Genomic DNA, 14,310 nt, shown 5'->3' with positions numbered 1-14,310 from the left:
GGATCAGACGTGGGCTATCTGTGCGAACTGCTACTCGATCCGAACGTAAGCGACGGACATAGGGATGTACCGGCACGGCCCCTCCCGTGCGATGTCCGCTGCGGGTGCGCGGGGGCTTGGGCGTCGGCCCACTGGTGCGCATTTCGGGTGTGGGTGCGATCCCGCTTTCCCGCCCGGTGGGAATTTCCTTTTGGGTCCGGGGGCAGATTTCAGCCCCTCCGGCGTTTGAGGAGCGGGGGCTGGGGCTGAGCCCCAGGTATGGGACGGGTAGGGGCGGAGGGGGCGAAGGAAGGTTGGTGCCGGGCCTCGGTGCCGGGGGACTTGGGGGAAATGGGTGGGGGTGCGGGTGGGCTTGCCGGGGTGAAGCGGTGACCTGGGGTGGAGAGGCGGAGAGAATGGGGGTGTGCGGTACAGGATTCTGGGGGTTGCCCAGGTGGAGAACGACCGGGGGGCCCTGGTCACTGTGGGCGGCCCCCGGGTACGCGCGCTGCTCACGGCCCTGGCCCGCCACCCCACCCGCACCACCGCCCTGGACACCCTGATCGACGAGGTGTGGGCGGACGATCCTCCCCAGGACGCCCCGGCCGCGCTGCAGGCCCTGATCGGCCGCCTCCGTCGGGCCATCGGGAAGGACGCGGTCACCTCGGAGGCCGGCGGCTACCGGCTCCGCGCCGCCAAGGACGACGTGGACCTGTTCGTGTTCGAGCGGCTCGTCGCGGAGGGCAGGTCCGCGCTCGACCGCGGCGACGCCCCCACCGCCTCCACCCGCCTGCGCGAAGCCCTCGCCCTGTGGCGCGGCCCCGCCCTCGCGGACCTCCCCGACCGCACCGCCGCGACCCGCCCGGAGGCCCTGCGCCGGGAGGCGACGCGCAGCCGCGTCGAGGCGGACCTGAGACTCGGCCGCGCCGGCGACCTCGTACCGGAGTTGAAGGAGCTGACGGCGGCCCACCCGTACGACGAGGCACTGCACGTTCTGCTCATCCGCGCCCTGCGCGAGGCCGGCCGCGGTGCCGACGCGCTGGCCGCGTACGAGGACGTGCGGCGTGGGCTGCAGGACGGGCTCGGGGCGGATCCCGGGCCGGAACTCCGGGCCCTGCACGCCGCATTGCTGGACCCGCGGGACCCGCACGGGCCCCGGGAACCCCAAGCCCGCACGGGCGGCGCCGTGTTCTCCGGTCCGGCTCCCGGCCTCGACTCCGGGGAACCCTCCCGCGCCCGGCGAACCGGCAACATTCGTCCCCGTCTGAACTCGTTCGTGGGGCGGGAACGCGAGATCGGGGCCATCCGTTCGGATGTGCAGAGGGCACGCCTGGTCACGCTGACCGGACCGGGTGGTTCGGGAAAGACCCGCCTCGCCGAGGAAGCCGCCGCCGGGCTTCCGCAGGCGTGGCTGGTCGAGCTGGCCCCGCTCGACCGGCCCGAGGCGGTCCCGGGTGCGGTGGTCAGCGCCCTCGGTCTGCGCGAGACCGTGCTGATCACCAACGAGATGGCGGTTCCGCAGGACGACCCGGTCGCCCTGCTCGTCGAGTACTGCGCCCCGCGCAGCCAGCTCCTGATCCTTGACAACTGCGAGCATGTCATCGGCGCGGCGGCCGAACTCGCCGAGACGCTGCTGACCCGCTGCCCAGGGCTCACGATCCTCGCCACCAGTCGTGAACCCCTCGGCATCCCCGGTGAGTTGGTGCGTCCGGTCGAGCCCCTCCTGCCCGACTCCGCGCACCGGCTCTTCATGGAGCGAGCCTCGGTCGTGCGACCCGACGCCGGCACCGCGCCCCACGACTCCGACGCCGTGGACGAGATCTGCCGACGGCTCGACGGCCTGCCCCTGGCCATCGAGCTCGCCGCCGCCCGGTTGCGACTGCTCACCCCGCGCCAGATCGCCGACCGGCTCGACGACCGCTTCCGGCTGCTCACCTCCGGAAGCCGCACGGTGCTGCCCCGCCAGCAGACCCTGCGCGCCGTCGTCGACTGGTCCTGGGACCTGCTCGACGAGCAGGAGCGGACCGTGCTGCGCGAGGCGTCGGTGTTCGCGGGCGGCTGGGACCTGGCGGCCGCGGAGGCCGTGTGTACCGGTCCCGCGGCCGACCTCATCGGCGCGCTCGTCGACAAGTCCCTCGTCGTCGCCACCCCGGACGGCATGGATGCCATGGATGCCATGCGTGGCATGGAGGGCACGGGTGGTGGCGATCGTGCTGGTCGCTTGGATGGTGCGGGCGGTGATCGTCACGGTGGTGAACAGGGGGGTGAATACGGCGGGCGGGACCTTCGGGGTGGTGGAGGAGTCAGCGGTGGCGGTGGTGCCGGGGGCTCGGGGAGCGGTGCGGGTGGTGTCGGGGGTGGGATGCGCTATCGCCTGCTGGAGACCATCCACGAGTACGCCACCGAGCGCGCCGCCGAGGTTCCGGAGCTGCGTGCCGCTGCCGAGCGGCGTCACGGCGCGTGGGTGCGCGCCCTCGTGGAGGAGGCCGAGCCCCAGTTGCGCTCGGCCGCTCAACTCCCCTGGATCCGGCGCCTGGAGACCGAGCTCGACAACATCCGGGCGGCCCTCCACCGCACGCTCGTCGCCCGTGACGAGGAAGAGGCGGGTGCTCTGGTCCTCGCCATGGGCTGGTTCTGGTGGCTGCGCAACTTCCGCCACGAGGGCACGGATTGGACGGAACTCGCTCTGAGGCTGGGCGCGTTGCTCGACACCTCGACCAATGGCCTCACGGGGACCGCAAACCTGACGGCAACCGGCGGTGACGCGGGCGGCGGCCGTCACGGAGGCAGCGGCCGGCCCGACACGGCTGGTACCGCGCCCGTCACCGACGCGGAGAGTGCCGCCGGCAATGGCCTGTTCCCCGAGCTCGCGGGCGTCGATCCGGTCGGTCTCTTCCTCGATCACCCCGAGCGGGACGAGCGGCATCCGCTGCACGGCATGCGGATGCGGCTGCGCATGTTCCACCTGTTCATGAAGGTGGATGTCGTACCGCTGGACGAGTGGAGGGAGGGACGGCTGCCGGAGTACGTCGGGCGGGTGCGGGCCGCGTTCGAGAAGGGCGGTCCGGACGCGGCGCGTATGCCGGGGATCGTCTGGCCGCTGGCCGCGCACTTCCTGGGCGCTGTCGGCGACGCGCGGCCCGCGATGGACGAGGCGGTCGCCAACTGTCGTGAGTACGGCGGGGAATGGGAGATCGGCGTCGCCCTGATGCTCCGTACGCACATGGTCGTCGACGCCCCGGGCGGTATGCCCGGGGTGGACGAGGACCTGGAGGAACTGCGCGGGATCAGCCGGCGGGTGGGCGACCGCTGGATGCGGGCCCAGGTGTGCGGCGCGGCCGGAGAGGCGGCGATGGCGCGCGGCCGGTTCGACGAGGCGGAGGGCGAGTACGCGGAGGCGCTGCGGCTCGCCTACGAGGTGAGGGCGTACGCGGAGGTGCCCTTCCTGATGGCGCGGCTGGCCGAGATCGCCTACCGCGCGGGAGACCGGACCGGGGCCCTGGCCACCCTGGACGAGGCGAGCGCCGCCGCCGACCTGTACGGCGTGATGGACTCCCGGGCGTTCGTCCATCTGCTGCGTGCCCAAGTGGTCCTGGACGACGGGGAGGTCGGGCTCGCCCGCGAGCTGTTCGAGAAGGCGCGTGAGGAGAGTGCCCGGGGTACCCCGCCGCCGCAGTTCATGGCGGCACTGAACTGGGTCGACGCCCTTGTCACGGCCGCCGAGTCCGGCCCGGCGCGGGGCCTGCGGAAGCTGGACACCGCCGTGCGGGAGGCGGTGGACGACCGGTGCGCCGATGTGGTGGCGGCGGGTCTCATCGAAGTCGCGGCGTGTCTCCTCACCGAGCTGGAGGCGCACCCGGTGGCGACCCGGCTGCTGGCCGCCGGCACCCGCTGGCGCGGAGGGGATCCGCGTCCCCCGCGGGAGAGCGCCGATGCCCGGCGGACCGAGACCGCGGCCCTCGCGGCGCTCGGCCCCGCCCGCTACGAGTTCGAGCACGCCCGGGGTTCCGGCTACAGCAAGGAAGAGGCCCTGAGCGACCTGGCCGCAGCGCTCGAGGAGTACCCCGTCGAGTAGGCGCCGGCGTTCACCGGCACAGGAACTTCGACTCCGCCCAGTCCCCGAGCGCGGCCGAGCCGAACGGCGTGCGGGGTTCGACGACGAGCCGGATCGTCCGGTGGCCGGTGAGGTCCACATGGACGGGGACCGCCCGGTCACCGCCCGCGATCAGCGGTGACTGCCACAGGGGGGATCCGTCCGCGTAGACGGAGAACCGCATCCTGCCCAGGCCCATCGTGAGGTCGTCGACGCCGACCATCGCTTCGTACGCGCTGCACCTGCGGTTGAGGTCGATGGTCACGGAAGACTGGCCGTGGACGGTCACGCCGTCCGCGTACCGGGTGTCCGCGATCTTCATCTCGTCGCGCTGCCAGACCCAGTTGCTCTCGCCCAGCCGCATCTCCGGCTCGGTGTGGTCGCCGCCGACGTCGTACTCCAGCTCGCTCCACCGGTAGACGGACACGGCGGGCGCGGGAGGCGCCGGGGCCGGCGGGGGCTTCGGCTCGGCCTTGGAAGGGGTGGGCTTCGGGGCCGGTGTCGGGGTCGGAGCCGGTTTCGGTGGGGAGGGCGGGTTCGGAGTCGCCCTGGGCGTCGGCTTCGGGGTGGGCTTCGGTGCGGTCGAGGGGGGTGGAGTGGGTGTCGGCCGGTGGACCACCACCGGCGGATTCGGCGCGGGCTCCTTCTTGGGCGGCTTCGGCGACGGCACCGGCGCTTCGACGGCGGGTGAGGCGGCCGGTCCGGCCTCGGGGTGCCGGGCGGGGCTGTCGTTGCCGACCAGGGCGAGTGCCACGGCCGCCGCGGCCACGGCGACGACACCCGCCGCGATCCCGGCCTTGACCGGTGCGCCGATTCCCTCGGAGACCGCGGCGCCGCCTCCGGCGCTCGCCCCTCCCGAGCCGCCGCCCGCCGCGGCTGCCGCACCCGCGGCTCCTGCCGCGCCCGCTCCGGCGCCACCGGCGATGAGCGCGACGGCCTTCGCATAGCCGGCGGCCCCGAACCAGCCGATGACCGCGACCGGCACGACCGCGGGGATCCCGCCGGCGACTTCCTTGATCTGTCCTGCGGCCAGGCGGCACCTGACGCACTCCTCCAGGTGCTTGCGCAGCCCCCGTTCGGCCCGGGTGCGCAGTCCGCCGCGGGCGTAGGCGCCGAGCCGGTCGGCGTGACGCGCGCACTCCTCGTCCATGGTGAGCGTGGTGCTGACGTGCGCCTGGAGGTAGGCCTGCTTGAGGCCCTCGCGGGCGCGGCTGGCGAGCACACGTGTGCCGTTGGCGTCGAGGCCGAAGAGCGTGGCCACCTCGCTCGGGGACTCGTCCTCGACCTCGGTGTGCCACAGGACCGCCTGCCAGCGCTCCGGCAGCGAGCGGAAGGCCCGCATGGCCATGGACTGTTCGGCCTCGTGCATCGCCCGCACGTCCGCGCCGAGGTCGAGGGTGTCGTCGCCGGAGACCTCGGATCCGCGGGCGGCCTGCGCGGCGAACACTGCGAAATCGTCGACCAGTTGTTCCCGCTTGGCCGTCTTCGTCCAGTTCGCGGCGACCCGGCGGACCGTGGTGAGGAGATACGCGCGCACGGCGTGCTCGGGGCCGCTGCCGCCGCGTACGGCCTGGAGCATGCGGGCGAACACCTCGGCCGTGAGGTCGTCGGCGGTGTGGGAGTCACGGCAGCAGGTGCGGGCGTAGCGCCGGACGGCTTCGGCGTGCCGGCGGTACAGCTCCTCGTACGCCGTGTCGTCGCCCGCGCGCATCCGCTCGATCAGACCGGTGTCCGGGGGCGGCAGATCTACTGGGGGCGGCAGATCCACCGGGGGCGGCAGAACGCTGCCGTCGCGCCGGTCGAAACGGTCGCGCTGCGACGGCACGCTGGGGTCGGCCGCGTCGGTGTGCGAGGAGGGATTGGCGCTGCCGACAGCGCCCGCGTCACCGGGCAGGGCGCCCGGCGGAGGGACTTTCGGGCCTCCGCCGTGCGGGCCGCTCCCGTGCGGGCCTCCGCCGTGGTGGCCTCCACTGTGCGGGCCGCCCTGGCTCGGCACCTGTCGCGACGGTGAGCCGCCGGTTTCCGTGCCGCCGTCGGGGCCACCGTCACCGAGTGACTCGTCCCGCCCGTCAAAGCTCATCGCGGAAAGCCCCCGCCTGCACACTCGGACCGAATACCGGGACAGAGTGCCACAGGCTCCCCGAGCGGGACCTCCTCGTCCGGACCAACCACTCGTCCGAGGGGATTTGTCGCTCGTGAGTACTAACCGTCACCTGTTCGGGGAATGGTCAACAACCGTCTTGTGCTCGGGAGTTGCCGTTCTGCGCCGAATGACGGAATGACGGAATGGTGGGATGACGGAATGGTGGGATGACGGAATGACCGCTGGGCTGCGGGACGGCCGAGGTCCCCGGTGCGCGAGTGACAGCGCACTCGCGCCCGGGAACACCTTCGTGCTCGGGAACACCCCCGCGACCGGAACGCATCCGCGTCGAGGTGGCCTCCGGTCCGGTTCAGGCCGGACGCGAGCGCAGGCCCTCCAGCAGGATGTCCAGGAGCCGCGCCGAGGCCGCCGCCTGCTGGGCCGCGTCCGGCAGCGAGGGCGCCGCCGTCGCGATGACCAGCAGCACGTCCGCCACGGTGACATCGGCGCGCAGTTCGCCCGCCGCTCGGGCCCTGTCCACCAGTCGGCCGACCACTTCGAGCAGGGCCGCCGCGCCGGCGTCGTCCACCGCCGCGATCACCTGCTCGTCCTCGCGCGCGGGCCGCTGCTCCACGAGCCGCAGCTCGGGCGCGGGCTGGGACCGCTGCTGCGGCACCCGTGCCCCGTCCGTCTCGGCTCCGTCCTCCGCGACGCCGACCCGCAGCACCTGCGGCGGCAGCAGCCGTCCGGCACCCGAGGCCACCGACGTCCGCAGGAAGCGCGAGAGCGCCGACCACGGTTCGTCCTCCTGGCCGAGCGCGGCGCGAGCCTGGTCGGTCAGCCGGGAAGTCTCCTCCTCGGCTATCCGGCGCACCAGGACGTCCTTGCTCGGGAAGCGCCGGTACACCGTGCCGACGCCGACCCTCGCGCGGCGTGCGACGTCTTCCATCGGCGCGCCGTATCCCAGCTCGCCGAAGACCTCGCGCGCCGCGCGCAGTACGTGCTCCAGATTGCGCTGTGCGTCCACGCGCAACGGCGTCGTGCGCGATCCGTCAGCCGGACCGCGGCCGTTGCCGCCCGTCGCCGCGCCGATCGCACCACCAGGTGCGATGGCGGACGCGGTAGTCCAATGAGAGTCCTGAATGTGCATAAGCGTTCCCCCGGTAATGACGTCTCCCCCCGGAGACTCTCCCCGCCCTTGATGGCCGGAGCGTGTGGAACAAGCTTGTGCACGAGCCCGTCGTACGGACTCGCCGAGCGCATCCCCCTACACCCCGTCGTCACACGAACATAGTTGAGAGGGGGTCAATTCAGAAGGGGCAGGTTCCGCACGGAGCGCCCCCCGATCGGAGTACGGGCCGGTTACGTCCCGGTTGCGCCCCCTCCGAGTACCCCCCTCGCCCACCCTGACCTGCTCTTTCTCTCTGGACTCAGGCAAATCGGCCAACCCTGCACGTTGTCGGCGAGCGGTCACACAAATTGCTGGGGCTGTGGACAAACTCCGGACAGGGGTGCGTCATGGGATGGTGAAGGAACGTGCGCGCATTCTCATTGTCGGCGGCGGCTACGTCGGGATGTACACCGCTCTGCGCCTCCAGCGGCAGTTGAAGCCCGAACTGAAGAGGGGCGAGGTCGAGATCACGATCGTCTCGCCCGACCCTTATATGACGTATCAGCCGTTCCTTCCCGAAGCCGCCGCGGGTCTGATCTCGCCGCGTCACGTGGTCGTTCCGCTGCGCCGGGTCCTCGGCCAGTGCCGGATCATCATCGGTGAGGTCCGGTCGATCGACCACGCCAAGCGCACCGCGACGCTCACCACCCTCGCCACCGAGGAGGAGGGCGCGGGCGCGGAGCAGATCACGTACGACGAACTCGTGCTCGCCCCCGGCTCGATCGCGCGCACCCTGCCGATCCCCGGGCTCGCCGAGTACGCCATCGGCTTCAAGACGGTCGAGGAAGCCATCGGCCTGCGCAATCACGTCATCGAGCAGATGGACATCGCCTCCTCCACCCGCGACCCCGCGATCCGCGACGCCGCCCTGACCTTCGTCTTCGTGGGCGGCGGCTACGCCGGTGTCGAGGCGCTCGGCGAGCTCGAGGACATGGCCCGCTACGCCGCGCGGTACTACCACAACGTCAAGCCCGAGGACATGAAGTGGATCCTCGTCGAGGCCTCGGACCGGATCCTGCCCGAGGTCGGCGAGGAGATGGGCCGGTACACGGTCAGCCAGCTCCGCCGCCGCAACATCGACGTACGCCTGGAGACCCGCCTCAACAGCTGCGCGGACCGGGTCGCCGTCCTCAGTGACGGCGCGCGCTTCCCGACGCGCACCGTCGTCTGGACGGCCGGCGTGAAACCGCACCCGATCCTCGCCGCGACCGACCTCTCCCTGAACGAGCGCGGCCGGCTCAAGTGCACCCCCCAGCTCACCGTCGACGGCGCCCCGCACGCGTGGGCCGCCGGAGACGCCGCCGCCGTTCCCGACGTGACCGCGGAGCCCGGCAAGGAGACCGCGCCCAACGCCCAGCACGCCGTCCGCCAGGCTAAGGTCCTCGGCGACAACCTCGCGCACACCCTGCGCGGCGAACCCCTGGAGACGTACTCCCACAAGTACGTCGGTTCCGTCGCGTCCCTGGGACTGCACAAGGGAGTCGCACACGTCTACGGGCGCAAGCTGAGGGGCTATCCTGCCTGGTTCATGCACCGCGTCTACCACCTCAGCAGGGTGCCGACCTTCAACCGCAAGGCCCGTGTACTCGCCGAATGGACCCTGGCGGGTCTCTTCAAGCGGGAGATCGTGTCCCTCGGTTCACTCGAACACCCCCGTGCGGAGTTCGAACTGGCGGCCGGGGGAAAGCCTCCTACCGACCCGAAGGGGTCGTCCTGACCGGACCAAGGAACTCCCCGGGCAGGGACGGCGTCTGAAGGATGTCGGCCCGGTCGGTCAGACTGCCAGACAGGTCCACGACTTTGGGCGGGTGAACCGCTCGCCCTTCTAACACGAGGCTTTCCCCACTGTGAACTTCACGCGCTGGAGCGCCCGGCTCCCCGGAACGCAGCGCCGCGCCGCAGCGCGGACCGAACACACGGCCGCGCACACGGCCGCCCCGGACCGGCGCGGGGAAGGCTCCGTGCCGGCGGCCCGCGTCGAGCAGCTGACCGACGACATGCCGCCCGGACTCGCCGTCGACGAACTGCCGGTGCGCGCGGTCCTCGACCGCGTCCCCGCGCTCGTCGCGCTCGTGCACGGCCCCGAGCACCGCGTCTCCTACGTCAACGACGCGTACACGGCGGCCTTCGGCGCCCGTCCCGTCGGCGAGCCCGCGCGCGAGGCACTGCCGGAACTGGACGAACTCGGCCTGCTGCCGCTCCTCGACCAGGTCCTGCGCAGCGCCAAGTCCCGCACCGTCAAGTCCCGCAAGGTGTCGACCGGCCGTTCCTACACATTCACCTGCACCCCCGTCGACACCTCTCCGGACGACCACGGCCGCGGCGTACTCGTCTTCGCCGCCGACGTCACCGATCACGCGGAGGCCGCCGAGCGGCTGCGCACCAGCGAGCGCCGCCAGCGCGAGACCGCCGTCACCCTCCAGCGCTCCCTGCTCCCGCAGGAGTTGGAGGAGCCCGACGACCTGCGCATCGCCGCCACCTACCTGCCCGGCGGCACGGAGGCGGCGGTCGGCGGCGACTGGTACGACGTCATCACCCTCGGCGGCGGCCGCACCGCGCTCGTCATCGGCGACGTCATGGGCCGCGGGGTCCGCGCGGCGGCCGTCATGGGCCAGCTGCGCACCGCCGTCCGCGCGTACGCCCGTCTCGACCTGCCGCCGCACGAGGTCCTGCAGCTCCTCGACGGCCTCGCCATCGAGATCGACGCCAACCAGATCGCCACGTGCGTGTACGCCGTCCACGACCCGAACGAGGGCCGGCTGGTGTACGCCTCCGCCGGCCACCTGCCCATCCTCGTCCGCGATGAGAACGGCACCATCCACCGTGCCGACGAGCCGACCGGGCCGCCGCTCGGCACCGGCGGCTGGCTGCACGCCTCCGGTTCGGTGCCCCTCGGCCCCGGCTCCACCGCGGTCCTCTACACGGACGGTCTGGTCGAGCGCCGAGACGAGGACCTCGACGAGGGCATCGCGTCCCTGGAGCGCGCCCTGGCCGGCGCCACGGGCACCCCCCAGGTGATCTGCGACCGCCTGGTCCGCGCGGCCGGCGTCACCGCCGAGCACGACGACGACGTCGCGGTCCTGGTGCTCCAGCACCCTTCCCGTACGGGCCCCGACGGCGAGCTCTTCCGCAACGCCGCGCTGGAACTGCTCGGTGGCGTGGAAGCGGCCCCACGCGCGCGTGCCTTCGCCTCCGGCGTGCTGGCCAGCTGGCGGTTCCCGGCCGATCTGCACGACCTCGGTGTCCTGGCCGCCAGCGAACTCGTCGCCAACTCGCTCCAGCACGGCACCCCGCCGATGCGGCTGCGGCTGCGCCGTACCGACCGCCGTCTGATCATCGAGGTCACCGACGGAGACGACCACCTCCCGCGCCGCCGCCGCGCCGAACCCGCCGACGAAGCGGGCCGCGGCATCGCGATCGTGGCCACGATCGCCTCCAGCTGGGGCTCCCGCCGCACACCGGGCGGAGGCAAAGCGGTGTGGTGCGAGTTCGCACTCCCGCGCGCGGGGAACTGAATCGGGGCGCCGGATGCGGGGGGCTGAGTTCCGGCGTGGTCCGGCCCTCCGCTTTCTCCGGCTGTATCCCGTGCATCCCTCTTCCGGCCGTACTCCGCGCGTCCTCTGGCCGACCGGGCTGCCCGGTGCTAAGAGCTCCCCATGGCAGACGAATCGGGCTTTCAGCTCAAAGGAAGTGCTCCCGAGCGCTACGAGCGGTACGCCGCGCCGTTCATGACGCCCTTCGTGGACGCGATCCTGGACGCGGTCGACCTGTTCCCCGGCGCCAAGGTGCTCGACCTGGCCTGCGGCACCGGCTTCGCGGCCCGCGCGGCGGCGGCCCGGGTCGGCCCCGCGGGCCGGGTCTCGGGGACGGACGTCAACCCGGGCATGATCAGGGTCGCCGGAGAGCACGCGCCCCGTATGTATCCGGACATCGAGTTCACCGTCGCCCCCGCGGACAAGCTCCCCTATGAGGACGCGGCCTTCGACGCGGTCGTCTGCCAGCAGGGCGTCCAGTTCTTCCACGACCTGGACGCCGCCTTCGCCGAGACGGCCCGCGTGACCCGCCCCGGCGGCCGCTTCGCCGCCACCGCCTGGGCCGCCCGGGAATCGATCCCTTACTTCGTCGCCCAGTACGAGGCCGTCGCGGAGTACGGCGGCCCCGAGGTCGCCGCGGACTACGAGGGAGCCTTCTCCGGCACCCCCGAGCGCCTCTCCGCCGCGCTGCGAGGCGCCGGCTTCCACGACGTCGCCGTCCACCAGGTCGGCTTCGGCATCGCCTTCCCGCCCCTCGCCGCGTACGCCCCCGGCCAGCTCTCGTCCACATCCTGGGGACAGGCGATCGTCGACACCGCGGGCGAGGACGCCCTCCTCCGTGCGGGCCGGGCCATACACACCCGCCTCGCCGACCGCACCGCCCCCGACGGCAGCGCGACCCTCCCCTTCACCGCCAACCTGCTGACCGGCGTCCGCTGAGACCCGCGACCGCGCACACGAAACGGCCGCCACCACGTCGCAACGTGGTGGCGGCCGTCGTCCGTCCGCGTCCCGCGCCAGGCCTTCCAGCTTCAGCCCGGCCGTCAGGCGCTCGCCGGCACCGGTTCCACCGGAGCCCCGCCCTGCGCGACCACCCGGCTCCTCGCGAGCGACGGCTGATTCTGTACGGGGGTGAGCTGCCGCCCGAGCCGCACGGCCAGGAAGGTGATCCCGAGCGAGAAGAGAAGGAACGTCGCGATGTACGTGCCGTGCAGTGACGCGCCCATAGGACCGCCCACCGCGGGGCCGATCGCCAGCGCGAGCTGCTTCACCAGGGCGAAGGCGGAGTTGTACTGACCCGCCATGCCCGTCGGCGCCAGATCGGCGACCAGTGGCGCCACCGTCGGCGAGAGCATCGCCTCACCGAGCCCGAAGAGCGCGTACGTCGAGACGAAGGCCGCCGTGGCCATGGTCTGGCTGCCGTGCCCGAGGCCCGCGTACCCGGCCGCCACCCACGCGACGGCCCAGATGAGCCCGACCGCGGCGATCACCCGGGACCGCTTACGGCGCTCGACGAACTTCAGCACCGCGAACTGCGCGACCACGATCATCGCCGTGTTCGCCGCCATCGCCGTACCGAGCGCGGACGTGGAGATCCCGGCCGCCTCCACGCCGTATGCGGAAAGACCCGACTCGAACTGCCCGTAGCAGGCGAAGAACAGCACGAAGCCCAGGACGGACAGCTGCACCATGGCCCGGTTGCCGAGGAGCTGCTTCCAGCTGCCACCCCTGGCCTGCGGGGTGTCGCCGTCGATCCGCGGCGCGTGCGGCATCCGCACGGTCGCCATCAGCACGACCAGCACCAGGAACATCGCGGCCTCGATCGCGAACAGCAGCGTGAACGAGCTCGCCCGGTTCGGGTCGACGATGTGACCGCCGATGAGACCGCCGACACCGAGGCCCAGGTTCTGCAGGAAGAACTGCGTCGCGAAGGCGCGCGAGCGGGTGTCCGCCGTGGAGCAGTCCACGATCATCGTCGCGAGCGACGGCTGCATCACGGCCTGGCCGGCACCGAGCGCCGCCGCCGACAGCATCACGGTCGTCGCGCTGTTCGCCAGCCCGAGGCTCAGTGCCCCGAGCGAGGCGGTGACCAGGGCGGCGAGCAGAACCGGCAGCGGGCCCCGCCGGACGATCGCCCGCCCGGCGAACGGCAGCACCACGAGAGCGGCCACGGCGAAGACGGCGAGCACGACGCCCGCCGTCATGGAGCCGAGTCCCCTTACCTGCGCCACATAGACGTAGAGGAAGGGGACGGTAAAGCCGAGCCCGAACGCGCTGAGTGCGTTGCCCACGTGGATCCGGCGCATCGCAGCGCCCATCGCCCTGGTCACTTTCACCTGCCTTGGTCGTGAAGCCGTGACGGTCCGCCCCCGTACCCGGAACCGTGTTCGTGACACGTTCCCAGTGCATGGATGCAGACCTGAAGACTTCGAAGCTAAAGTTAGAACTTGAACTGTACACCTCGAAGGACTTCGACGCCAAGCCGCGCCATGCGATACTCGGGCCATGGGCGACACCCCCGGCGTCAGTGAGCCGACACTCGAAGAACAGATCGCCGCCTACCAGCGCGAGTTCCAGGACCTCGACCCCCAGGTCGAGAAGATCGTCTCGGCGCTGTCCCGTCTGAACCGGCGGATGAACGTCGCCTACGGCCGCCAGACCGCCGCGCTCGGCATCAGCAACGCCGAGTGGGAGGTCCTGAAGGCGCTCGTCCTCGCCGGCGCCCCGTACCGCCTCGGTCCGAGCGAACTCGCCAAGCGCCTCGGCCTCACCCCGGCCGCCATGACCCACCGCATCGACCGCATGGTCGCGGAGGGGCTGGTCACCCGGGAGCGCGACGAGTCCAACCGCGTGCGCGTGATCGTCGAGCTGACGGACGAGGGCCGCGAGAAGTGGCTCGAGGCGATGCGTCTCGCCACGGTCTTCGAGGAAGACCTGCTCCAGGATCTGTCCGCCGAGGACCGGAGTGTCCTGGGTGAGGTCCTGACCCGTCTTCTGCGACGGGTGGAGGACGCCCAGCCGGACGCCGGCGGTCGGCTCAGCGACCTCGATTAAAGATCTTGACAGGGGAGGTTGACACCGCCCTGGCGGATCCGTAGGGTTCTTCGAGCTGCCACGGGGCCGGAACGGTCCTGCGACAGCACCTCCGCCGCTGATGCGGCACTCAAACCACCAGCACGATCTCCCAACCGGGACGAATTCGGCGTGCCCGAATTCAATTCGATTTGGGTGCGGCGGCCCGATTAGGAACTGCCGAGAAGATCCGCTAAAGTTTGAGACGTCGGAACGGCCGAACAGCCGCGAAGACAAGCCCCGCTGACTGGGAGTCAGGCCCGAAAGGATCTGATAGAGTCGGACTCGCCGGAAAGGGAAACGCGGAAGCGGGAACCTGGAAAGCACCGAGGAAATCGGATACGGAAACGGTCTGATAGAGTCGGAAACGCAAGACCGA

General features: G+C 71.9%; 8 protein-coding genes. 5 read left to right on the top strand and 3 right to left on the bottom strand.

Annotation, left to right across the window (positions count from 1 at the left end; translation table 11 throughout):
• The first annotated feature begins 403 nt into the window (after positions 1 to 403).
• A complete protein-coding gene (locus tag ACFWBT_RS35525) occupies positions 404 to 4,054 on the top strand; it encodes a BTAD domain-containing putative transcriptional regulator (RefSeq protein WP_385707082.1) in 3,651 nt (1,216 codons plus the stop codon).
• Positions 4,055 to 4,064: 10 nt separating this feature from the next.
• On the opposite strand, the gene ACFWBT_RS35520 is transcribed toward ACFWBT_RS35525, so the two are convergent.
• Together ACFWBT_RS35520 and ACFWBT_RS35515 are read right to left on the bottom strand one after the other, a co-directional pair.
• A complete protein-coding gene (locus tag ACFWBT_RS35520) occupies positions 4,065 to 6,152 on the bottom strand; it encodes a sigma-70 family RNA polymerase sigma factor (RefSeq protein WP_385707081.1) in 2,088 nt (695 codons plus the stop codon).
• Between the two features lie 373 nt (positions 6,153 to 6,525).
• Positions 6,526 to 7,305 (bottom strand): TetR/AcrR family transcriptional regulator, encoded by a 780-nt coding sequence (locus ACFWBT_RS35515; RefSeq protein ID WP_385707080.1) that lies wholly within the window; start codon positions 7,303 to 7,305, stop codon positions 6,526 to 6,528.
• 373 nt (positions 7,306 to 7,678) lie between these two features.
• Here ACFWBT_RS35515 and ACFWBT_RS35510 point away from each other — a divergent pair, with 373 nt between their 5' ends.
• The 3 genes from ACFWBT_RS35510 (at position 7,679) to ACFWBT_RS35500 (ending at position 11,798) form a co-directional block, all read left to right on the top strand.
• Positions 7,679 to 9,043 (top strand): NAD(P)/FAD-dependent oxidoreductase, encoded by a 1,365-nt coding sequence (locus ACFWBT_RS35510; RefSeq protein WP_385707079.1) that lies wholly within the window; start codon positions 7,679 to 7,681, stop codon positions 9,041 to 9,043.
• Positions 9,044 to 9,173: 130 nt separating this feature from the next.
• The gene (locus tag ACFWBT_RS35505; protein ID WP_385707078.1) at positions 9,174 to 10,841 is read left to right on the top strand and encodes a SpoIIE family protein phosphatase; all 1,668 of its coding nucleotides are present in this window, start codon (positions 9,174 to 9,176) and stop codon (positions 10,839 to 10,841) included.
• 141 nt (positions 10,842 to 10,982) lie between these two features.
• A complete protein-coding gene (locus ACFWBT_RS35500; protein WP_385707077.1) occupies positions 10,983 to 11,798 on the top strand; it encodes a class I SAM-dependent methyltransferase in 816 nt (271 codons plus the stop codon).
• Positions 11,799 to 11,902: 104 nt separating this feature from the next.
• Here ACFWBT_RS35500 and ACFWBT_RS35495 read toward each other — a convergent pair whose 3' ends face one another.
• Positions 11,903 to 13,177: an MFS transporter gene (locus ACFWBT_RS35495; protein WP_385707076.1), complete on the bottom strand. Its 1,275-nt coding sequence runs from the start codon at positions 13,175 to 13,177 to the stop codon at positions 11,903 to 11,905.
• 187 nt (positions 13,178 to 13,364) lie between these two features.
• Here ACFWBT_RS35495 and ACFWBT_RS35490 point away from each other — a divergent pair, with 187 nt between their 5' ends.
• Complete coding sequence (locus ACFWBT_RS35490) at positions 13,365 to 13,913, top strand: MarR family winged helix-turn-helix transcriptional regulator (RefSeq protein ID WP_266760269.1); 549 nt, start codon at positions 13,365 to 13,367, stop codon at positions 13,911 to 13,913.
• Positions 13,914 to 14,310 lie beyond the last annotated feature (397 nt).

It is taken from the genome of Streptomyces sp. NPDC060027 (assembly GCF_042737005.1).
In the GTDB taxonomy this organism is placed as follows: Bacteria; Actinomycetota; Actinomycetes; order Streptomycetales; family Streptomycetaceae; genus Streptomyces.
This window is presented reverse-complemented; position numbering and strand designations above follow the sequence as displayed.

Bases quoted from the DNA above. Each gene is read 5' to 3' on its own strand.
- ACFWBT_RS35520 (WP_385707081.1), bottom strand. From the start codon at position 6,152: ATGAGCTTTGACGGGCGGGACGAGTCACTCGGTGACGGTGGCCCCGAC.
- ACFWBT_RS35515 (WP_385707080.1), bottom strand. From the start codon at position 7,305: ATGCACATTCAGGACTCTCATTGGACTACCGCGTCCGCCATCGCACCT.
- ACFWBT_RS35510 (WP_385707079.1), top strand. From the start codon at position 7,679: ATGGTGAAGGAACGTGCGCGCATTCTCATTGTCGGCGGCGGCTACGTC.
- ACFWBT_RS35500 (WP_385707077.1), top strand. From the start codon at position 10,983: ATGGCAGACGAATCGGGCTTTCAGCTCAAAGGAAGTGCTCCCGAGCGC.
- ACFWBT_RS35495 (WP_385707076.1), bottom strand. From the start codon at position 13,177: ATGGGCGCTGCGATGCGCCGGATCCACGTGGGCAACGCACTCAGCGCG.
- ACFWBT_RS35490 (WP_266760269.1), top strand. From the start codon at position 13,365: ATGGGCGACACCCCCGGCGTCAGTGAGCCGACACTCGAAGAACAGATC.